The 21,335-nt window shown below is 62.1% G+C and carries 18 protein-coding genes and 1 tRNA gene; 4 read left to right on the top strand and 15 right to left on the bottom strand.

Annotated elements, in window-relative coordinates; genetic code table 11:
- Positions 1-473: 473 nt before the first annotated feature.
- The 15 genes from NBW56_RS06650 to NBW56_RS06720 all read right to left on the bottom strand — a co-directional run bounded on the left by NBW56_RS06650 (position 474) and on the right by NBW56_RS06720 (position 17,625).
- Complete coding sequence (locus tag NBW56_RS06650) at positions 474-1,178, bottom strand: class I SAM-dependent methyltransferase (protein ID WP_250258546.1); 705 nt, start codon at positions 1,176-1,178, stop codon at positions 474-476.
- Positions 1,179-1,233: 55 nt separating this feature from the next.
- A complete protein-coding gene (locus NBW56_RS06655) occupies positions 1,234-2,730 on the bottom strand; it encodes an NCS2 family permease (protein WP_250258547.1) in 1,497 nt (498 codons plus the stop codon).
- A gap of 71 nt (positions 2,731-2,801) precedes the next feature.
- Complete coding sequence (gene nagB, locus NBW56_RS06660; protein ID WP_250258548.1) at positions 2,802-3,575, bottom strand: glucosamine-6-phosphate deaminase; 774 nt, start codon at positions 3,573-3,575, stop codon at positions 2,802-2,804.
- A 188-nt stretch (positions 3,576-3,763) separates the two neighbouring features.
- Entirely contained in the window at positions 3,764-5,116 is a 1,353-nt protein-coding gene (locus NBW56_RS06665) for an NAD(P)/FAD-dependent oxidoreductase (RefSeq protein ID WP_250258549.1), read from the bottom strand.
- A 39-nt stretch (positions 5,117-5,155) separates the two neighbouring features.
- The gene (locus NBW56_RS06670; protein ID WP_065247665.1) at positions 5,156-6,121 is read right to left on the bottom strand and encodes a Ppx/GppA phosphatase family protein; all 966 of its coding nucleotides are present in this window, start codon (positions 6,119-6,121) and stop codon (positions 5,156-5,158) included.
- Positions 6,118-6,672, bottom strand: coding sequence for a DUF501 domain-containing protein (locus tag NBW56_RS06675; protein WP_065247664.1), 555 nt, complete (start codon positions 6,670-6,672; stop codon positions 6,118-6,120). Before NBW56_RS06675 ends, NBW56_RS06670 begins: the two co-directional genes overlap by 4 nt.
- A gap of 30 nt (positions 6,673-6,702) precedes the next feature.
- Entirely contained in the window at positions 6,703-7,128 is a 426-nt protein-coding gene (locus NBW56_RS06680; protein WP_065247663.1) for an FtsB family cell division protein, read from the bottom strand.
- Positions 7,129-7,345: 217 nt separating this feature from the next.
- Positions 7,346-8,626 (bottom strand): phosphopyruvate hydratase, encoded by a 1,281-nt coding sequence (gene eno / locus NBW56_RS06685; protein ID WP_065247662.1) that lies wholly within the window; start codon positions 8,624-8,626, stop codon positions 7,346-7,348.
- A gap of 144 nt (positions 8,627-8,770) precedes the next feature.
- Entirely contained in the window at positions 8,771-9,787 is a 1,017-nt protein-coding gene (locus tag NBW56_RS06690; protein WP_236886290.1) for a MazG nucleotide pyrophosphohydrolase domain-containing protein, read from the bottom strand.
- The gene (mfd, locus tag NBW56_RS06695) at positions 9,787-13,455 is read right to left on the bottom strand and encodes a transcription-repair coupling factor (protein WP_250258550.1); all 3,669 of its coding nucleotides are present in this window, start codon (positions 13,453-13,455) and stop codon (positions 9,787-9,789) included. Before mfd ends, NBW56_RS06690 begins: the two co-directional genes overlap by 1 nt.
- Positions 13,452-14,054, bottom strand: a complete 603-nt coding sequence (gene pth, locus NBW56_RS06700) for an aminoacyl-tRNA hydrolase (RefSeq protein WP_250258551.1) — start codon at positions 14,052-14,054, stop codon at positions 13,452-13,454. Before pth ends, mfd begins: the two co-directional genes overlap by 4 nt.
- A gap of 149 nt (positions 14,055-14,203) precedes the next feature.
- Positions 14,204-14,836, bottom strand: coding sequence for a 50S ribosomal protein L25/general stress protein Ctc (locus NBW56_RS06705; RefSeq protein ID WP_250258552.1), 633 nt, complete (start codon positions 14,834-14,836; stop codon positions 14,204-14,206).
- A gap of 224 nt (positions 14,837-15,060) precedes the next feature.
- Positions 15,061-16,041, bottom strand: coding sequence for a ribose-phosphate diphosphokinase (locus NBW56_RS06710; protein ID WP_065247658.1), 981 nt, complete (start codon positions 16,039-16,041; stop codon positions 15,061-15,063).
- Between the two features lie 4 nt (positions 16,042-16,045).
- Positions 16,046-17,506, bottom strand: coding sequence for a bifunctional UDP-N-acetylglucosamine diphosphorylase/glucosamine-1-phosphate N-acetyltransferase GlmU (gene glmU / locus NBW56_RS06715; RefSeq protein WP_284346102.1), 1,461 nt, complete (start codon positions 17,504-17,506; stop codon positions 16,046-16,048).
- Between the two features lie 47 nt (positions 17,507-17,553).
- Positions 17,554-17,625: transfer RNA gene (locus NBW56_RS06720), tRNA-Gln, on the bottom strand.
- A gap of 87 nt (positions 17,626-17,712) precedes the next feature.
- On the opposite strand from NBW56_RS06720, the gene NBW56_RS06725 reads away from it, so the two are divergent.
- The 4 genes from NBW56_RS06725 to NBW56_RS06740 all read left to right on the top strand — a co-directional run bounded on the left by NBW56_RS06725 (position 17,713) and on the right by NBW56_RS06740 (position 21,332).
- On the top strand, positions 17,713-18,372 hold the full coding sequence (locus tag NBW56_RS06725; protein WP_174233103.1) for a TetR/AcrR family transcriptional regulator: 660 nt from the start codon (positions 17,713-17,715) through the stop codon (positions 18,370-18,372).
- 76 nt (positions 18,373-18,448) lie between these two features.
- Complete coding sequence (locus NBW56_RS06730; protein WP_250258553.1) at positions 18,449-19,663, top strand: SHOCT domain-containing protein; 1,215 nt, start codon at positions 18,449-18,451, stop codon at positions 19,661-19,663.
- A gap of 89 nt (positions 19,664-19,752) precedes the next feature.
- On the top strand, positions 19,753-21,006 hold the full coding sequence (locus tag NBW56_RS06735; RefSeq protein WP_250258554.1) for a TFIIB-type zinc ribbon-containing protein: 1,254 nt from the start codon (positions 19,753-19,755) through the stop codon (positions 21,004-21,006).
- Complete coding sequence (locus NBW56_RS06740; RefSeq protein ID WP_250258555.1) at positions 21,003-21,332, top strand: hypothetical protein; 330 nt, start codon at positions 21,003-21,005, stop codon at positions 21,330-21,332. Before NBW56_RS06735 ends, NBW56_RS06740 begins: the two co-directional genes overlap by 4 nt.
- The last annotated feature ends 3 nt before the right edge of the window (positions 21,333-21,335 follow it).

The following is a 21,335-nucleotide window of genomic DNA, read 5'->3' on the forward strand; positions in this document are numbered from 1 at the left end:
AGCAGAAACAAAACAATCAACATTACGCTGACCATCCAGAAATTGAACAAGAAATTCAATGTTCCTGCCAAAAAAAATTGGCATCAATAAACAGACACACTATTGAGATATCAAACAACATGCGCACCCAAACACCCGCACCCACCAGAGCACTTCGTTTTGGAGCAACCCCTACAACTTACCGAACCAGGCCCACCCCGTCAAATCCATGCCGCGTGATCCGCAACACCAACAAGAGTGAAAACCCAGCCCACCAAGCCAAAACACGCCACACACAAACCAGTCTCAACCGGTCCGCATCCGCCGCATCCCTTCCGGGGCAACGAGGAAAAACACTACCCACACCCCCACCACCACGCAACCCCACACCACCCATTCGTGGCCCACACCATAAAAACCCCCAAACGCCGCTGCGGTGAACGTTTTTGGGGGGTCGTGAAGGAGGAGACGGAACGCTCCGCGAAGCGGCAGTTCTAGTGGGCAGGAACGTAGCCCCTGTGAAGCGCAACAATGCCGCCACTCAAGTTGCGATACTGCACGCGCTCAAGGCCGAGGTCGAGAAACCACTCGCGAAGCCCCTCTTGGTCTGGCCACGCGAGAATCGATTCCGCGAGATAGCTATAGGCTGCACCGTTCGCCGAGACCTGCGAGGCCACGCGAGGGAGCAACCCCATGATGTAGCGCGAATAGACGTGCCTGAACGCCCGATTTTTCGGGGTCGAGAATTCACACACCACGACCGCGCCACCGGGCTTGACCACGCGGGTCATCTCGGAAAGCGCCTTCCTCGGTTCCACGACGTTACGCAATCCGAAGCTGATCACGGCCGCATCAAAAGAGTGCGGTTTGAACGGAAGGTTGGTGGCGTCGGCCCCCACGAACGGGATATGCGGTTGCCGCTTGCGCCCCTCAGCCATCATGCCAGCAGAGAAATCCGAGGCGAGCACCTGAAGCCCCTCGCGCGCAATGGCTGCGCTCGACGTGCCCGTGCCCGCGGCAACATCGAGTACTCGAGCCCCACTCCCCTTCGGCAGATCAAGCGCCTCGACCATGGCGGTGCGCCATCCGCGGTCCTGCCCAAAGGCCAGAACGGTGTTGAGGAGGTCGTAGCGCCCCGCGACGTCGTCGAACATCGTGGAAACATCGGCGGGGTTCTTCGTCAAGTCGGCTCGCGTCATGACTTCCATTGTGCCTGATCGCCGCACTAAACGCGCGTGGCGCGTCGCAAGCGCGTCAGAGTCCGAGCAGCCCAGTGAGAGCGTCACGGAGGAAATACAGCACGAAAAGCGCGCTCACAACGTACATGAGCCAGTGCACCTTCTTAGCGTTACCCACGACGATTTGGATCACCACATACATGATGAAGCCCGCACCCATGCCAACGGTGATGGAGTACGCGAACGGCATAAGGATGATCGTGAGGAAGGCCGGGATCGCCTTCGTGAGATCGCTGAAGTCGATCTCGACCACTTGGCTCATCATGAGGAAGCCGACGAGAACAAGCGCTGGCGTTGCCGCCTCGTAGGGAACGAGCGCAACGATCGGCGACAAGAACATCGCGATGAGGAAGCACAGGCCCGTCACGACGGTGGCGAGACCCGTACGAGCACCTTCGCCCACACCCGTCGCGCTTTCCACGAAACTCGTGTTGGAGGAGACACCGCCGACGCCACCCATGATTGCGCCCACGGAATCGGCGACGAGCACACGCTGGCTATTTTCGACGTCACTGTTCTCGTCCACGAGGCCAGCTTCCGTGCCCACGGCAACCATCGTGCCCATCGTGTCGAAAAAGTCCGCGAGAAGGAGGGAGAACACCACGATGATGGCGCCTACGACGCCTACCGCGCGCAAGCCGCCGATCGGGTCGACCTGGAACAGCGTGCCAAGATCCGGAAGCGCGAAGGCGCTTGTACTGAGCGCAGGCACATTCATGGACCAACCGTAGAGATTACCGGCATCGGCGTCAGTCGCGGGAGCAAACTGGCCGATTCCCACGGTGTTCTCCACAACAATGGCAAGCACGGTGGCGGCGATGATGGCAATGAGAATGGCGCCGGGAACTTTCCTCACCCAGAGAAGGATCATGAGGACGAGACCAAAGACGAACACAGCAGTGGGCCAGCCAATGAGCGAACCGGAGTTGCCGAGTTGCACAGGCGTGCCACCACCGGTTGTCACAAAGCGCGCGTTGATGAGGCCAATGAAAGCGATAAAGAGCCCCATGCCCACGGCAATGGCGGTTTTCAAGAACTGCGGAACCGCCAGGAACACGGCCTTACGGAAACCCGTGAGCACGAGCAGAAGGATAATGACACCCTCGACGAGAACGAGACCCATAGCCCCCGCCCACGTCATTCCGGGCAACGAAACGACACCGTAGGCAAGATAAGCGTTGAGGCCGAGCCCCGCAGCCATCGCGAGCGGGAAGTTCGCCCACGCCCCCATGAAGATCGAGCAGATTGCGGCGATCAGCGCGGTGCCCGCAGCGACGGCGGGCATGTTGGGCTCGGTCCCGCCTCCGAGATACATGCCGGTCGAATCCGGGACTGTGCCGATGATGAGCGGGTTGAGCACGATGATGTAACACATCGCGAAGAACGTGACCATGCCGCCGCGTACTTCACGCCCAACGGTCGAGCCGCGCTTCGAAATCGAGAAGAAAGAATCGAGGCGCGACGAAGGCGCGCCTGTTGAGGGTGCATTTTGGGTTTGGGACATGCAGCCCATTGTAAGAAAGGCCCGGTCAAAGCGAAGCTTTGCACCGGGCCAGCGAGACGAAAACCTCGCGCAGGGGCTGCTTACTGACGGTTCGCGTCGATAAAGCGGTAGTAGTCGAGGTAGTCAAGCTTCGAAGCCGCGGCGCTGTCCACGACGATCGTCGCATCTTCGTGCAGCTGAAGCGCGGTCGAAGTCCAGCGTGCGCTCACGCCACCCTCGATCGTCTGGCGAATGGCTTCGGCTTTATTCTCGCCAGTGGCGATCAGGAGGAGCTTCTTGGCCTCGCGGATGGTGCCAACGCCCTGGCTAATCGCGTGTACGGGAACATCATCCTTCGACTCGAAGAATCGTGCGTTATCCGCAATGGTCTTCGGTGTAAGGGTCACGAGGTGCGTGCGCGAGGCGAGCGACGTGCCAGGTTCGTTGAATCCGATGTGGCCGGTCGCCCCCACTCCGAGAAGCTGAAGGTTGACACCGCCCGCATCCTTGATCGCGGCGTCATAGCGCGCTGCTTCCAGAGCCGGGTCGCCGGTGTCACCGCGGGGGCAAAAGACCTTTTTGGGATCAAGGTCAACCTTCTCCACGAGGTGCTCGCGAATAAAGCGTGCGTAGCTTTGCGGGTGCTCGGGAGAAAGTCCCACGTATTCGTCCAGCATGAACACCGTGACCTCCGCAAAGCTCAGCCCCTCCTCGCGGTGGCGGCGTGCGAGCTCGTCATACGCAGCAATGGGGGACGAGCCCGTGGCAAGACCGAGCGTGACCGGGCCACCGTTCGCCTCGCGGATCACCGCTTCGATGTGATCGGCAACGATCTTGCTCGCGTCATCGGCATGTGGACGGATGTAAATTTCCATGGCATCTCCGGCTCAGTTCGGGGGCGCGTGGGGCCGACGCTTGCCGGCCTTCATCAACGCCTGTGTTGTTCTCGCGCATGCGCTCTCTCAAGCATAGTTACCCCGCTTCGAGAGCAGCAAGGCCCGGCACCTCGAGGTGCCGGGCCTTGCGTATGCGCACGAGAAAACTACGCGCTTATGCTCAAAAGTTACTTCTTCTTCGGAGTTGAAGCTGCTGCGAGTTCAAAGGCCTTGCGCGGTTCGGTCGTCTGCGCAATGCCGAGGATTTCGCGGTTGCCAAGAAGGGAGCTTGCCCAACCCGCGACGACACCGGCCTTTCGACCGAGCGTAGGCATCGCGTAAACGTGGTAGGCGCGGGCGCCGAGCCATGCCGGAAGGCCCTTGAGCTCCACCTTCTTGTCACCGATGAACAGCGTGCCAACGCCCTTGAACATGCCGAGGGTTGCCATCGTGCCGAGGTTCTTGTGGTAGTAGTCCACGAGCGGGCGCGAATCGATCGCACGTGCCACGTTGTCGGCGAGGGTCTTGGCCTGGCGCACAGCATGCTGAGCGTTCGGCGGGCATACCTTGCCTTCGCCCGAGGCGAGGTCCGGCACGGTCGTGCAGTCGCCCGCGGCGAAAACACCTTCGAGGGGGCCATCTTCGCTCTTGACGCGCAGATCCGCGAGGCAGTCGAGTCGACCGGTCTGGTTGAGCGGCAAATCCGAGTTCTCGAGAACGGGGTTCGGCTTGATGCCGGCGCACCACACGATGAGGTCGGAGGCGAACTCGTCGCCATCGGAGGTCTTGACGATGCCGTTCTCACACGAGTTGAGGAACGTTTCGAGCTTCACCTCGATACCGCGCTCACGGAACTGCTTGAGCGCATACTTGCCGAGTTCCTCGCCCACCTCCGGGAGAATCCGGCCCATGGCTTCGATCATGACGAAGCGGACATCCGAGGGGTGGAGATCCGGGTAGTACTGGAGGGCAGCGGAGACCATGTCTTCTGCTTCAGCAAGGGCTTCCGAGCCCGCGAAGCCGCCGCCCACGAACGTGAAGGTCAACAGGCGCTTGCGGGTTTCCGGATCCTTGGTCGACGCAGCCTCAGCGAGGTTGCTGAGAATGCGGTCGCGCACAGCGACGGCTTCCTCGACCCACTTGAAGCCAATCGCGTTTTCCGCGAGGCCCGGAATCGGGAGCGTACGCGGAACGGAGCCGAGCCCCACGACAAGGTAGTCGTAGCTAATCTCAATCGACTCTTCGCCTTCGAGGGCGACGGTCACGACGCGATCCGCATGCGAGATTTTCTCGACCGCGCCCGTCACGACCTTCGTCCCCTGCAGGATCTTGCGCAGCGGAGCGAGAACGTTGCGCGGGTCAATCGCACCGGCGCCAACTTCGGGCAGGAACGGCTGGTACGTGAGGTACGGGCGCGTGTCCACGACCGTGATGGCAACGTTGTTGCCAGCCTTCTTACGCAGTTCGGCTGCGACGTTCATGCCAACGCTGCCGCCACCGAGAACGAGAACGTGCGGCTTGTTTCCTGAATTGATGTTCATGTGTGTGAACTTGCCTTTCCACATCGCTAACGATGCAATTCAATCACGCTGGGGCTTTTCCAAACTGAGTGAATCGAGCACGCTCATGGCGAGCCCATCCAGGATGTCGTGTTCGCTTGTGGTGACGCGTTCGAGGCTCCCCTCGTTCGCCACGCGCTCGAGAATTCGCGCCCAGATCAGCGCTCCCGCGCCGATCACGTCAACCCGACCGGGGTGGATCGCCGGAAACGCCGAAAGCTCCGTGGAGCTCGAGCGAAGAATTCGGTAGCTGAGCGCCGTGAAATCCTCGGGATCGATGCTCGCACCGTGGCTCAACTCAGGCGTGTATTCCTCGAGACCCAGGGCGATGGCAGTCAGCGTCGTCACGGTTCCTGCGACGCCCACGATGCCTCGCACCGACGCGAAATCGATTGCGCGCGCGGCTGAGTCGAGCAGCGCATCTATGTCGCGCGTCGCGGCTTCGATGTCGCCTTCGCTTACGCGATCCGCGCTCAAATGCCTTTCAGTGAGGCGCACCGAGCCCATATCGAGGCTTACTTCGGCGAGCGGCTCATCTTCGCCATACACGAGCTCGGTCGAGCCCCCGCCAATGTCAACAATGAGGCGCGGCGATGGTCCAGGATCCGGGAGCGTTGCCACAGCGCCACGGTAGCTGAGACTTGCTTCTTCCGTTCCCTCAATAACTTCGGGTTCGATCCCGAGAATTTCCCGCACGCCATCGATAAACTCGGCGCGGTTCTCAGCATCACGGCTTGCACTCGTGGCGGCAAACCGCACGCCCTCGACGTCGCTCGTTTCAATGACTTTCGCGTATTCGCGCGTCGCGTCGAGCGTGCGCGCGATCGCCTCGGGGTCAAGGCGCCCCGTGCGATCGACCCCGTAACCAAGGCGCACAATTTTCATATCGCGGGCGATGTCGCGCAGGGAGCCGTCGGAATCCTCCTCGGCAACGAGAAGTCGAATCGAATTGGTGCCGCAATCAATCGCGGCGACGCGGCGGCTCACTTTTCTGCCTCCTCAAGCGTTGCAGGCGTAACCTCGCAGCGACATCGGTCGATAGTTGTTTCAGCGGAAGCCATCTCAAGCGCGCGGTCACCAAAGGGATTCACGCCGGGCCCCTCTGCGAGGGCCTGACCAACCACCGCGTGCAGGCACTTTACTCGCGACGGCATTCCGCCCGCACTGATGCCCTCAATTTCCTCGGCGTTGCCAAGCTCGGCGCGACGCACCAGATAGCGTTCGTGGGCGCGCGCATAGCGCTCTTTGAGCTCCTCGCTCCCCTCGAGTTCAGCCGTCCACTCGGCGAGCAGCCCGCGCGCTTCGAGACGCGAGCAGGCCTCGACCATCGACGGTAGCGTGAGATAGAGACTGGTGGGGAAAGGGGAACCATCGGGAAGCCGTGGTGTCGTGCGGACGACGGCGGGCGCTCCGCACGCGCAGCGACGTGCAATCGAGTGGACGCCGCGCATCGTGCGGCCAAGTTGACGGGCCATGAGGGCAAGATCGCCCTCGGTTGCCTCGCTCTCGAACGGAAGTGGTTCAAGCGGGGTGGGCATGGAGCAATGAAACCTTTCGGTCTATGGACCCTACGGGCCTAAAGTAGCGGCGGGATCCTCGGGCGGTGCAGCCTGACTCGCAGCCACAAGCGAATCCCACATCGTGCCGAACCACGCGGTTTTTGCGGCTTCTTCCTCATGAGCCGCCTGCTCGGTCTGGGGCACCTCGGCGCCGCTCGAATCCGTCAAACGATATTGCGTTTCCCCGGGGTAGGCAAACAGCAAGCGTTTGCGAGCCTGCGCGGAGACGAACGTTGGATCCTGCCACCGGGCCACCTCGGCTTCGAGGCCCTCAACCTCTCGCTCTTGCTCGGCAACATGCGCCCGCAGGCTGCTGAGTCGTTGCTGCTGCATGACGTACCCGTTGACGGTTGGTACGAGCGCCACGAGCGCGATCAGGGTAATCGCGAGCAACACGAGCGAGCGGCCCGTAAGCCCCGCGATGGGCGTGAGCACCTTGCGGGCACCAGCTCTTACCGATCCTTGCGCACGGGAGGTATTCCTACGGGGGGTCTTTGTGCGGCCGGATGCCGGGCGGCGGCTCGGCCGTGCAGCCAGGGCCGATGGGGCGGCGCTTTGGCGCCGCCGTGACGCCGAGGAGCGCCCCGCCGGTGACGACGGGGCGCTCCTACGGCGCGTTACTGAATCAGGCATACGCCCTATCGTAAACTGCTCAGGCCTTGAAGCGCGGGAATGCCGAAGCGCCCGCGTACACGGCCGAGTCGCCAAGCTCATCTTCAATGCGGATGAGCTGGTTGTACTTGTTCACGCGCTCGCCGCGAGCGGGAGCACCGGTCTTGATCTGGCCGGTGCCAAGCGCGACGGCGAGATCAGCAATGGTCGTGTCCTCGGTCTCGCCCGAACGGTGCGACATCATCGAGGAGAAGCCATTGCGGGTCGCCAGATCCACGGCCTCGAAGGTTTCGGTGAGAGTGCCGATCTGGTTGACCTTCACGAGGAGCGCGTTGGCGGCACCATTTTCGATGCCCTTACCGAGGCGCACGGGGTTGGTCACAAAGAGGTCGTCGCCAACGAGCTGGACCTTCTTGCCGAGCTTCTCGGTGATGGCAACCCAGCCGTCCCAGTCTTCCTCATCGAGCGGGTCCTCGATCGACACGAGCGGGTAGGCATCCACGAGCTCGCTGTAGTAGGCGATCATGTCTTCGGCCGACTTCTTCTCACCTTCGAAGAGGTAGGAGCCGTCTTCGTAGAACTCCGAGGCAGCGACGTCGAGCGCAAGTGCGACGTCCTTACCCGGGGTGAAGCCCGCCTTCTCGATAGCCTCGATGATGAGGTCGAGAGCGGCACGGTTCGACTCAAGGTTCGGGGCAAAGCCGCCCTCGTCACCAAGACCGGTGGCGAGGCTGCGATCGTGAAGAACCTTCTTGAGGTTGTGGTAAACCTCGGCGCCCATGCGGACGGCCTCAACGAAAGTCGGGGCACCGATCGGGGCGATCATGAATTCCTGGATGTCCACGTTCGAATCAGCGTGCGAGCCGCCGTTGAGGATGTTCATCATGGGAACGGGGAGCACGTGCGCGTTCGGGCCGCCCACGTAACGGTAGAGGGGAAGTTCAGCCTCGGCAGCAGCGGCCTTTGCCACGGCGATCGACACGCCGAGGATGGCGTTTGCGCCAATCTTGCCCTTGTTGTCGGTGCCGTCAGCCTCGATCATCGCAAGGTCAATCGCACGCTGGTCGGTAACATCCATGCCCTCGATCTTCTCGGAGAGCTCTTCGGCGACCGCGGCAGCAGCCTGCGAAACGCCCTTGCCGAGGTAACGGCCCTTGTCACCATCGCGGCGCTCAACGGCCTCGAAAGCACCGGTCGAGGCGCCCGAAGGAACCTGGCCGAGGAACTGGTAGCCCTCGTCGGTCGTCAGAACGACCTCAACGGTGGGGTTGCCGCGCGAATCGAGAATCTCGCGACCGCGAACGTCGAAGATGAATGCCATGAGATGGCCTCCTTAGTCAGGATTTTCAAGTGGCGGGTCGCCTTTGACCTTCGCCCTCAAGTCTAGTGTGAAATGTGTGATCTCCCTGAAGGGGCACTCACACCTCGGGCGCGGCGCATGTGTCCCACGTCACAGGGTGGGACTTCAGTCGCGAAGAAGCTCGGCTTCGAGCCGAGACACGAGCGTACGCAGCGCCGATTCCGGGTCGTCGTCACGTCGCGCCGCCGCGATCGCAATGGTCATGAGTCGCGCTCCGTCGCTGTCGTGCGGGGCGACCTCGCTGAGGAGTTCACGTAGCTCTTCTGTGCGCCCCTCTGCCTCGGCACGCGCGGCAATTTTGAAGGCGCGCTGAAGCGCCGGAAGCGCGAGCGGAATGCCTTCGCCGAGGCTCCGGCGCGGCTTCTCCTGCGACTTGATGCGGTCCCACCGCGCCGTAATCTCTTCGACGCTCAAATCCTCGCGCTCGGGTCCAAACACATGCGGGTTTCGGCGATACATCTTCGCGTTGAGAGACCGGGCAACCGAATCCAGCGTCCACGGCTCAGCTTCCTCCATGCCGATTCGCGCATGAATCACGAGCTGAAACAGCAGGTCCCCGAACTCGTCAACGAGCTCCGATGTACGAATCGGCTCGCGCTCAAGTTCGGCAAGAACCTCGTGGGTTTCCTCGAGCAAGTATCGCGAAAGAGAACCGTGTGTCTGGGCAGCGCTCCACGGATCGCCCCCCGGGCTGCGAAGCTCGTGCATAATCCTCACCGACTCGACGACCGCAGCGCCGGGAGCGACGGGGGACGCGAAAACATAATCCGCATCGATGGGCCCACCGGAGGCCTCTTCGAGCGCGCCAATCGTCTCGATCGGCGACGGAAGGTGGGGGTGCTCGGAATCGCAGAGCCAGGCGAGATACCCACCCGGGCAGCCGTCGGAATCCCCGAGCCACTCGCCGACCGAGCGCGCAAGCTCGTGTGCACTTGCGCTTTCAAGTCGCACGCACTCGATCCCGGCCTCGCGCACGTGTGCCTCCCACGCCGGGTGCGCGCACGACAGTGCCACGCTTTGGGCTTCCCTGAGAACATCCCAGCCCCGCGAGGTCATGAGCCCCGGCGCGTTCAGAGGCGAGACGGGAACAACCTTGAGCTCACCCGAAAAAGAACCGTTCATCACGCATGTCCCTTTCGTCCAAGACCCGCCTGGCGTGTCCCTTGCGGCGCATCGCGACGCGAATTCTCGAGCCTGCTCGCGCGTGGCGAACGTTGACCGAAAGTACGGGGGCGGGAAGGTTCCGACGGTTGCTCAGCGACCTCGATGCCGCGTTCTTTCGCCCACTCGGGCTTGAGGTGCGCCAGCACGCCGCGACAAAACTCAAGCAGTTCCTCATCAGCAAGCGGAATGCCCCCAATGCGCTGGGTTCGCGGGTGTGGAATGAGCACCTGGCGAAGAGCAGGCTTGAGAACAGTTCCCGGGTACAGCCGGCGAAGCTTCAATTGGACGCTGTCGGAGACTTCGACGTGGGCAAAACGAATCATCTTGCCTTGCACCTGCACCTCGTCGATGCCCGCCTCGGAGGCATCCAAGCGGAAACGCGCGACGTGGAAGAGCCGTTCAACCTCGGCTGGTGGCTTACCGTAGCGGTCTTCGACCTCGGCACGCACGCCTTCGAGTTCGTCCGCGCTCTTCGCCGCCGAAATCTTTGAATACGCTTCGAGGCGCAAACGCTCGGAATCGATGTATTCGACGGGAATGTGTGCGTTGAGTGGGAGTTCGACCTTCGTCTCCTTCGCGCCTTGGTCGAGTTCACCCTTGAACGCCGCGACAGCCTCGCCAACCATGCGCACGTAGAGGTCGAAGCCAACTCCGGCGATATGGCCCGACTGTTCTCCGCCGAGCAAGTTTCCGGCGCCACGGATTTCGAGGTCTTTCATCGCGACCTGCATGCCGGCGCCAAGCTCGGAATGCGTTGCAAGGGTCGTCAGGCGATCGTGAGCCGTTTCCGTGAGCGGTTTTACCGGCGGATACAGGAAGTAGGCGTAGGCACGATCTCGCGAACGACCCACGCGGCCGCGGAGCTGGTGAAGCTGCGAGAGCCCAAAACGGTCGGCGTTTTCAACAATGAGAGTGTTCGCGCTCGAGATATCGAGTCCCGTCTCGACGATCGTCGTACACACGAGCACGTCGAAGCGCTTTTCCCAGAAGTCAAGAATGACCCGTTCGAGCTGAGCCTCATTCAGTTTGCCGTGGGCAACCTCCACGCGCGCATCGGGCACGAGCTCGCGCAAGTGCTCGGCGGTACGGTCAATATCTTCCACGCGGTTGTGAATGTAAAACACTTGGCCCTCACGAAGCAGCTCGCGCCTGATCGCGGCCTTTACCTGCGCGTCCTCGTGAGCACCGACGTACGTCAGCACGGGGTGGCGCTCCTCGGGGGCCGTGGCAAGCGTGGAAAGTTCTCGAATGCCGGTCACGGCCATCTCGAGAGTTCGCGGGATCGGCGTCGCCGACATCGCGAGCACGTCAACATTCGTGCGAAGCGCCTTGAGCGTTTCCTTGTGTTCAACGCCAAAGCGCTGCTCCTCATCGACGATGATGAGGCCAAGATCCTTAAACCGCACCTGCCCTGTGATCAGGCGGTGGGTGCCAATCACCACGTCAACCGAGCCGTCCTTGAGTCCTTCGATCACAGCTTTCGACTCGGATGGAGTCTGGAACCGCGAAAGGCCTCGCACGTTCACGGGGAATCCCGCGTATCGCTCGGTGAAGGTCTCGATGTGCTGCTGGGCGAGAAGGGTGGTGGGGCATAGAACCGCAACCTGCTTACCGTCTTGGACGGCCTTGAATGCTGCGCGTACCGCAACCTCGGTTTTGCCATAGCCCACGTCGCCACACACGAGACGATCCATCGGGAGCGGCTTTTCCATGTCCCGCTTAATATCGTCGATCGTCGAGAGCTGATCGGGAGTTTCCGTATATTCGAAAGCATCCTCGAGTTCATGCTGCCACGGCGTATCGGGAGAAAAGGCGAAACCAGAGCTGCGCTGGCGCTCGCTATAGAGCCTCACGAGCTCGTCGGCGATCTCGCGGATGGCCTTGCGTGCGCGCGATTTGGTCTTTGACCAGTCGCTACCGCCCATCTTGTTCACGCTTGGTGCTTCGCCACCGACGTACTTCGTGACCTGATCAAGCTGGTCGCTCGGCACGTAGAGCCGGTCCCCCGGCTGCCCCTTCTTCGAGCTTGCATACTCAATCACGAGGTACTCACGAGTCGCGCGCTTGTCACCCGTGCCCACTGTACGGCTTGTCATTTCGACAAACCGGCCCACCCCGTGGTGGTTATGCACAACGTAGTCCCCAGGCGACAGCTGAAGGGGGTCAACACTGGCGCGCCTGCGGGAAGCAAGCTTCTTGGTGTGTGATCGCCGCGCAGCGGATTTGCCCGTCATGTCACGCTCGCACATGAGCATAATCTTGACGTCCTCGAGGAGAACGCCCTCGGTAATCGGGCCGGTCGTGATACTGACGTGCGTGGCCGGAAGTTCCTCGTCGAGATCGGCGCTGAACCGCGCCGCCACCCCCGCCTCCGTGAGCGCATCGGCGATGTGGCGCCCGGTTCCCGCGCCGGCGGTTGTGAGGACCACCCGCCAGCCTTCGCTCACGTGCTGTGCGAGATCACGCGCGGCATTCGCAATCGAGCCACCATAGCCCGGGTGCGGCTTTGCGTGTGATGTGAGATCAGCATCGAGCCCAAACGGTGCAATACTCGAGACGGGAATCTGCCGAGCTTCAAGCTCTCCGAGCGTGTCTTCAAGCGTCGAAAAACTTGCTTGCGCCACGTCGATCGGTACAGCGCCGCCCTGTGCCGCACTGGTCCATGCGGCTTCAAGGAACTCGTCCGTCGTGCGCACGAGCTCCTCCACGCGGGTGCAGATCCGCTCCGGCTCCACGAAAACGACACTCGACTTTGCCGGAAGCACATCCACGAGGCTGACCATCTCCCCCACGAGAAGCGGGGTCAGGGACTCCATGCCCTCAACGGCGATCCCCTCTGCGAGACGACCGAGAAGATCGGCCGCGCCGGGAAGCTGCTCAATCGCGGCGCGCGCCCTCTCGCGCACCTCGTCCGTCAAGAGAATTTCCCTGCACGCGGGCGCGTCAACGATCTCGAGGGTCTCCTCCAACGAGCGTTGATCCGCGACAGAAAAGTAGCGGATCTCCTCGAGCTCATCACCAAAGAAGTCGAGGCGAACGGGATGCGAAAGAGTCGGTGGGAACACGTCTACAATCCCACCGCGCACAGCAAACTCGCCACGCGCGGACACCATATCCACGCGCGAGTACGCTGCGCCCACGAGCTTTTCCACGAGCTCGTCGATCTCGATAAACTCGCCGCGTTCAAGATGCACGGGTGCGAGCTTCTCGAGGCCCCGCGCCATGGGCTGCACGAGCGCACGCACGGGCATCATGAGGACCTCCACACCACCCGTTTCCTCGGGATGCGCGAGCGTATACAGAGTCGAAAGCCTGCGCGCGACCGTATCGCTTCGCGGCGAAAGCCTCTCGTGTGGGAGTGTTTCCCATGCTGGGAAAAGCGCCACCTTGGCACCGGGGACGAATGCTTCAACCTGGGCGGCGAGGTCCTCGGCTTCACGCGTCGTGGCAGTGACCACCACGAGTGGGTCCATCGGCCCCCTGCGCGAAGCTGCATCCGCAAGATAGAGCGGGTGCATGCCGCTCGTGGCGATAACGCTAAGCGAATCGTGCGAGAAATCGGCCTCGGCAAATCGGGCAAGATCGGCGGACTGCGCGGCAGCCGCGAGAACGGGGGCGATACTCACGGGCGAATCGCCTCGCGCGAGTGAAATTCCTGCTGCGCTTCCACGAGTCCCTTTTCCACAAGCATTTCCACGCACTGCCCGGCTGACGTCACAAGGTCGTCGAGCACCTTACGCTCCGCCATAGAAAACGGCGCCAGAACATAGTCAGCGGTGTCGCGCCCCTGCGGCGGGCGCCCCACACCCACCCGGACGCGCAAGTAATCTTTCGTGCCGAGCGCACGAGTAATGTCGCGAAGGCCGTTGTGCCCGCCTTCTCCCCCGCCAAGCTTCGCCTTGATCGCGCCGAACTGCGTGTCGATCTCATCGTGTACCACGACGACGTTTCCGTGGTCGACCCCGTAGTACTGGGCGAGGGCCGACACGGGCCCACCCGAGGTGTTCATGTAACACCCGAGTTTCGCGAGAACCACTCGGCGACCAGTACCGGGTGCCCCCATGCGCCCTTCGATCACCGAGGCATTGGCTTTCTTGTGACGTTTGAACGACGCCCCTGCCCAATCGGCAAGTCGATCAAGCACCATGTGCCCCACGTTGTGCCTCGTCGCTTCATATTTAGAACCCGGATTCCCGAGTCCCACGATCAGCATCGTCTCGCTCACAACTCCACTTTCCGCACGTGTCGATCGGAACATTTCCGTCACAACGAAAGACCGGCAACCGTCGGCCCCTGAACAGGCTACAGGGGCGCCGCACCTCGTGCGACGCCCCTGCCTCAGATTTCACGATCCGCGAAGCCGCGGATCAGAACTCACTCGTCGTCGCCCTCCGACGACTCTTCTTCGGTGCCCTCAGCTGCTTCCTCGTCCTCGTCGTCCTCGGAGCCCGGGGTCTCGAGGTCAGCTTCATCAACCTGCGGGACCTGGATCGAGATCACGAGGTACTCGGGATCGGTGACGAGCTCGGCATCGCCGAGATCGAGGTCGCCCGCGTGGATGGCGTCGCCTTCGACCTTGCCCTCAACGTCAACGACGATGTGCTCGGGCAGGCTGAGCGCGTCGGCGAGAACGGTGATCTCCTGGATGTCGACCACGGCAACGGCGGGCGACTCCGGCTCGCCCTCGACGACGACGGGGATGTCGACCTCGACCTTTTCGCCGCGCTTCACGATGAGCAGATCAACGTGGAGGATGTCGCGCGAGAGCGGGTGACGCTGAATGTCCTTGATGATTGCGAGCTCGCTGTCAGCTTCGGGAATCTCGAGCTCGAGAAGAGCGTTCGAGTGGCGCGCCGCCAGTGCGGTCGCGTGGTACGGAAGCGCGAGGTGAACCGGCTCGGTGCCGTGACCGTACAGAACCGCGGGGATCTTGCTTTCGGCGCGCATGCGGCGCGCAAAGCCCTTGCCGAAGTCAGAACGGATATCGACCTTGATGTTCTCGGCCATGTGAAACTCCTTGAGTGTCAAGCGGGGCGAGACGGCGCGCCCCGAGCACGCAGGTGCGCACCCAAGGAATTAACCGCGTCGATAACGGAGTGAGCGCGTGCCCCTCCCTCGCCGAAGTACTGTCCAAGCATAATGCACGGCCGCACACTCGGGTGGCTATCGGCGACGTGAAGCGAGGCACGTCACCTCGTCGCGAGAGCGCGGCCGGCAAAAGGGGAGAGTGTTTACGCGTCCCCGTCAAACAGTGACGTCACCGAACCGTCGTCGAAGACCGCGCGGATGGCGCGTGCGAGGAGCGGGGCGATCGAGAGGATCGTGAGCTTCTCGAACTGCTTCTCCTCGGGCACGGGAAGCGTGTTGGTCGCGATGACCTCGCGCACGCCAGAGTTCTTGAGGCGCTCAACGGCAGGGTCGGAAAAGATCGGGTGGGTCGTTGCAACAACAACGGACTTCGCCCCGTTCTTCGTGAGGGCTTCAACGGCCTGCACAATCGTTCCGGCCGTGTCGATCATGTCGTCCACGAGGATGCAGGTCTTGCCCTGCACATCGCCGATGATCCGCTTGGCGACGGCCTGGTTGGGGCGGCGCGGATCGCGTGACTTATGCACGAAGGCAAGGTTCACACCGCCGAGACGCTTCGCCCACTTCTCAGCGACGCCGATACGGCCGGCATCCGGGGAAACGACACAGAGGTCCTCTTCGCCGTAGGTTGCCTCGACGTATTTGGCGAGGATCGGCATCGCCATGAGGTGGTCAACGGGACCGTCGAAGTAGCCCTGCACCTGCGGGGCGTGGAGGTCCACCGAGACGAGGCGATCGATGCCAGCGGTCTTGTAAAGGTCGGCGACGAGGCGGGCCGAGATCGGTTCGCGACCGCGGTGCTTCTTATCCTGGCGCGCATACGGGTAGCTCGGGGCAATCGCCGTGATGCGCTTGGCGGAAGCGCGCTTGAGCGCGTCCACCATGATGAGGTGCTCCATGAGCCAGTTGTTGATCGGTGCAGGATGCGACTGGAGAACGAAGACGTCGGCGCCGCGCACGCTTTCGCCATACCGCACATAGATCTCGCCGTTCGCGAAATCCCACGCGTCCATCGGGAGAAGGTCAACGCCGAGTTCCTTGGCGACTTCCTCGGCAAGAACGGGGTGAGCACGTCCCGACACGAGAACGAGGTGCTTTTCTCCGCTGGTGATGATGCCACTCATCGTTTTACTTCTCCTCGGTGGTTGCGTTTGCAGAGTTGTGGTCAAGCGCATTTTCGGCGGCTTCGGCCGCGGCAGTGCCCGCGCGCTTCGTGAGCGTCCACCCCTCAGTAATTCGAGGCTTGGTGTTATTGACGGCGAGTGCGCCCGGCGGGACGTCCTTGAGAACGACCGTGCCGGCTCCCGTCGCCGCACCGTCGCCGATCGTCACGGGCGCCACGAGAACGCTGTCGCTCCCCACGCGCACGTGCTTGCCTACGACGCTCCTGTGCTTGTGCACCCCATCGTAGTTCGCGAAAATCGTTGCCGCGCCGATGTTTGTCCCCTCACCGATCTCGGCATCACCCACGTAGGAGAGGTGGGGAACTTTGGCACCATCGCCGATCTGGGCGTTCTTCGTTTCGCAGAAACCGCCAATCTTGCCGGCCTTGCCGAGCACAGTTCCGGGGCGCAGGTAGGTGAACGGGCCAACGGTAGCGCCCTCCCCGATGACGGCACCAAAACCGTGGGTGCGCACAACCTCGGCTCGGTCGTGGATGGTGACGTCCGTCAACGTGGTGTCTGGTCCGACGGTCACCTCACTGCCAATGACGCAGCGTCCGTGCAATTGCACGCCCGGAAGAATCGTCGTGTCCTCGCCAATTTCGACATCGGGATCGATGAAGGTTGAGTGGGGGTCAATAATGCTCACGCCGGCGCGCATGTGACGCACAAGCGTGCGGCGATTCATTTCAGCGCCCAGGGCACTCAACTGCACGCGGTCGTTTGCGCCTTCGACCTGGATCGGGTCGTCAGTGACGTAGGCGCTGACCTTCTTTCCCTCGGCACGCGCGATGCCGGGGACGTCGGTGAGGTACATCTCGCCCTGCGAGTTATCGGTGCCGACCTTCGTGAGCGCTTCGCGCAGGAACTCGAGGTCGAATGCGCAGATACCAGAGTTGATTTCGTTGATGGCGCGCTGCTCTTCGCTCGCGTCCTTGTGCTCCACGATGGCGTCAACCTGGGTGCCGTCAGCGCTTCGCACGATTCGGCCGTATCCGGTCGGGTCCTCGACGCGCGCGGTGAGGATCGACACGCTCGAGTGGGTTGCCTCGTGAGCCTCCACAAAGGCTCGGAGGGTGTCACCTTGAAGGAGGGGCACGTCACCGTACGTCACGAGCACGGTTCCGACGGCTGCCTCGACCTTGTCGAGACCACACTGCACGGCACGGCCTGTCCCGGGGATCTCATCCTGATCGGCGACCGTGACCTCGGGGGCGTTTTCCTCGAGATGAGCGAGCACCTGTTCGCGTTTGTGGCGCACGACCGCAACAATCTCTTCGGCTCCCGTTGCACGGGCTGCGGTAATGGCGTGCATGAGCATCGAGGTTCCACACACGGGATGGAGAACCTTCGGAAGTGCGGATTTCATACGTGTCCCGGCGCCTGCCGCGAGAACGACAACTGCTGCGGGCGAGTGAGTGACCACGGGAGGGTGCTCCTTGTATCCGGTGCGATCAATCCGGTGATGGATCGTTCCGCGACCAGGACTCGAACCTAGAATACCAGAACCAAAAACTGGGGTGTTGCCGATTACACCATCGCGGAGGGGCCCGAGGGCGCCGAAGATAAGCCTAGCCCCTCAAGGCCCGCGAGCGAAAAAAATCCACACCGCGGCGTGAGAAAATGTTACGCATGTCTGATTCACGCTCTCCCCGCGCCCGCTCCCCTCGCATGACGGGGCGCCAGCGCCGCGAGCAACTTGTCACCGTTGGCCGCTCGCTTTTTGCACAGAAGGGCTATGACGCGACAAGCGTTGAGGAGGTCGCGGCTAAGGCAGGAGTCTCGAAACCGATCGTCTACGAGCACTTCGGTGGCAAGGAAGGGCTTTACGCCGTCATTGTCGATCGCGAAACCGACCACCTCCTGCGCGTACTCGAGGAAGCACTTCAGGACGTTCACCAGCATCCGCGCGTTCTCGTAGAAAAGGCCGCGCTCGCCTTCCTCACCTACATCGAGGAAAACGAGGACGGATTCCAGATTCTCGTGCGCGACTCCCCCGCGACGCAAACATCGGGCACGTATTCGGCGCTGCTCGTGGACGTTGCACACCAGGTCGAGGACTTGCTCGTCAAACACATGCACGCACAGAAATACACGTCCCTGTATGCAGCGATGTATGCGCAGATGCTCGTGGGGATCGTGTCCTACACGGGACAGTGGTGGCTCGAGGCGAGCCGCCCCTCGAAAGAGGTGGTCGCAAGCCACATCGTCAATCTCGCGTGGAACGGTCTTCGCGGCCTCGAAGCCAGCCCTCAGCTCCTCACCGTGGAGGGCAAGACGAAGACGAAATAACTCTCAGGAGACAGCTTCTGACTGTGACATAGCCCTTATATAATCGGGGCTGTCGGCCCCTATCAGAGGAGTTTTCGTGGGTTTCATTCAAGCTTTCAAAGACGCACTCGGCGGCAGCTTCGCCGATCAGTGGAAGGACTACCTGACCGTTCCCTCCGGTCTCGCGCCCACCGCGGCGCTCTTCCCCGCGGTTCCGCGTGGCACCAATGCTGGCCGCGGCTCAAACACCCGCGGGAGCGAGAACATTATCTCGAACGGCTCGCGGATTGTCGTGCCGGCCGGTTACGGCCTCATCACCCTTCAGGACGGTCGCGTGACCGGCCTCATCACGGAAGCCGGCGGCTACGAGTGGCGCTCGGGCGACCCGAATTCGCGCACAATTTTCGCGAACGACGGGATTCTCGCTTCGACCCTCGGCACGTCGTGGGAGCGCTTCAAGTTCGGTGGTCAGCCCGGCTCGCAGCAGCTCGCGTTCTTCGTGAGCCTCAAGGAGCTTCCGAACAATCGCTTCGGTACGCAGTCGGAAATCTACTGGGATGACCAATACATGAACGCGCAGGTTGGTGCCGTTGCACGCGGTACCTACACGATGCGCATCGTCGATCCCCTCCTCTTCGTTCATAACTGGGTGCCCGCCACCTATATCTCGGCGAACGCCCCGGTGTTCGACTTCACGGATACGAACAACGACGCTGCGAACCAACTGTTCCAGGAAGTCGTGTCCTCGCTTGCACCAGCGTTCTCCCGCTACACGAACGACCCGGATAAGAACAACCGCATCACGAAGATCCAGTCCGATTCCCTCGGCCTCGCAGCCTCGCTCTCGAGCGTCGTCGAGGAAAACTACCGCTGGACGACCGACCGCGGCCTCGTCATCGAAAAAGTCGCGATCGCCTCGATCGAGTACGACGAAAACACCCGCAAGCTCCTCAAGGACGTCCAGGCGGCGGACGCTCTCTCGGGCAACCGTAATCAGAGCTTCGTCAACCAAGCGGTGGCGCGCGGCGTGCAGTCTGCGGGCGAAAACGGTGGTGGGGGCACGGGTCTCGCCATGATGGGCATGGGCGCCGGGGCCGTGGGCGGCTTCATGCAGCCTGCGCAAGCGTCGGGCCCGTTCGCCGGCCAGGGCCAGAGCCCGCAGGGCCAGCAGAGCCAGCAGGCGCAGTCCAACCAAGGCGGCGCCGAGCCGAACCCCGCGGAGAAACTCGCCCAGTTCAAGCAAATGCTCGACCAGGGTCTCATCACCGAGGCTGACTACGAGGCCGCGAAGAAGAAGGCACTCGGCCTTTGACCTACGCACCTGGCACGGGACCGGTCCCCACACCTTATGAAGGCCAGGGGGCCGGTTCTGCACGCCCGAGGCCCGAAGGAGCACCTCACGTGAGCGGCCCCGATCTCAACGACGTGAACGTCGTCAAGGGGCGCACCGCCGCTCAAGACATCGTGGATACGCTCGTTGAGCCCACCGCCGAGCGAGTCATCAATACCGCGAGCGGGAAAACCGACGGGTTCGACAAGTGCCCGAGGTGCGGCTCGACCGACATCGGCTATTCGCTCCAACACCAGGCACTCGTGTGCCGGTACTGCCGCTTTGAGTTCAACGAAAAGATCGCGGAGACGGCCTTCGGGCTCGACTCCCCCATTGAACAGCTTCGTGGCACCGTGCGCGGTTCGGGCACGAACGACATCGCGGTCGATGCCTCAGTCGTGACGCTCAAGTGCCAGGGCTGCGGTGCCGAGGTCGTTATCAAAGCGAACGAATCGCTCCAGGCGCGCTGCCACTGGTGCCGCCAGGTGCTCTCGCTCAATCAGCAAATCCCTAACGGTGCGGTCCCCGATGCAGTGCTGCCTTTTGTGCTCACACACGAGCAGGGCGTCGAGAAGGTTCGCGAGTTCGCGGGCGACCGGCGCTTCTTCGCCACGAGCCAGTTCAAGTCGAACTTCACACCCGAAAATGTCGTGGGCGTCTACGTTCCCTACATGACCGTTGACGGAAACCTCACCGCTACCGTCGAGGGCCGGGGTGAAGTGACTCTTCGCCGCTACACGAGGCGCGTAAGCGAAAATCAAACCGAGCGCGTCTCGGACATCCAGGAATACACGCTCGGGCGAAAATTCGATTTCACGGTGGACGATCTGATCGCGGAAACCAACAGTTCACGCGCGAACATGAACACGAGCGTGAATACCAACAACGTTCTCAACGCGATTCTCCCTTTCGACACCAAGAATGCCGTCGCCTACAACTCGAACTACCTCGCGGGCTTCACCTCGGAGCGCCGCGACCTCGATATCGACGACATTGACGACACGGTCGAAAACAACTTCCTCTCGATCGCTCGCTCACGCGCCGACCTCATGATCCGCGATTACGATCGCGGCGTTCGTTGGGAAAGCGAGGGGCTCGAGATCCACGGCACGCGCTGGGTCGCGCTCTACCTTCCAATCTGGCTCTACAGCTACCAGGATGAGCGCAATGGTTTGATCCACTACATTGCCGTCAACGGCCGAAACGGTCGCACCATGGGTTCCGTTCCCGTAGACAAACTCAAGCTCTTCGGCTGCGCCGCAATCTCCGCGATCGCAACATTTGCCGTCACTCTCCCTCTCGCACTCGGGGCGGTGGTCCTATGAGAACTGCAGTCGCCATACACGAGCTCCTTACGCTCGGTCACGTCCTCGCTGATTCGAGTTCCGGCAGTGGGGACGCGAGTGTCGCCGTCATCGCGGCCCCGTTCGTTCTCGCGTTCGTCGTTTTTACGTCGGTGTACTCGTTCTTCTATTTGCGTTACCGCAACACGGACAAGAAATACCGCTTCGAGAGTGAAACGCGCATTGGTGTCTCGAACGTCCAAGCTTTTGATGATGCCGGGCGGCGCCGCAACGGCGTCAAGAGCACGACGATGTCGGGGCGCAATAACGGTAGTCCCCGCGAGCGTGTTCGGCGCATGTCGGTGTGATGC

Source organism: Dermabacter sp. Marseille-Q3180, from assembly GCF_940792985.1.
Classification (GTDB): domain Bacteria; phylum Actinomycetota; class Actinomycetes; order Actinomycetales; family Dermabacteraceae; genus Dermabacter; species Dermabacter vaginalis.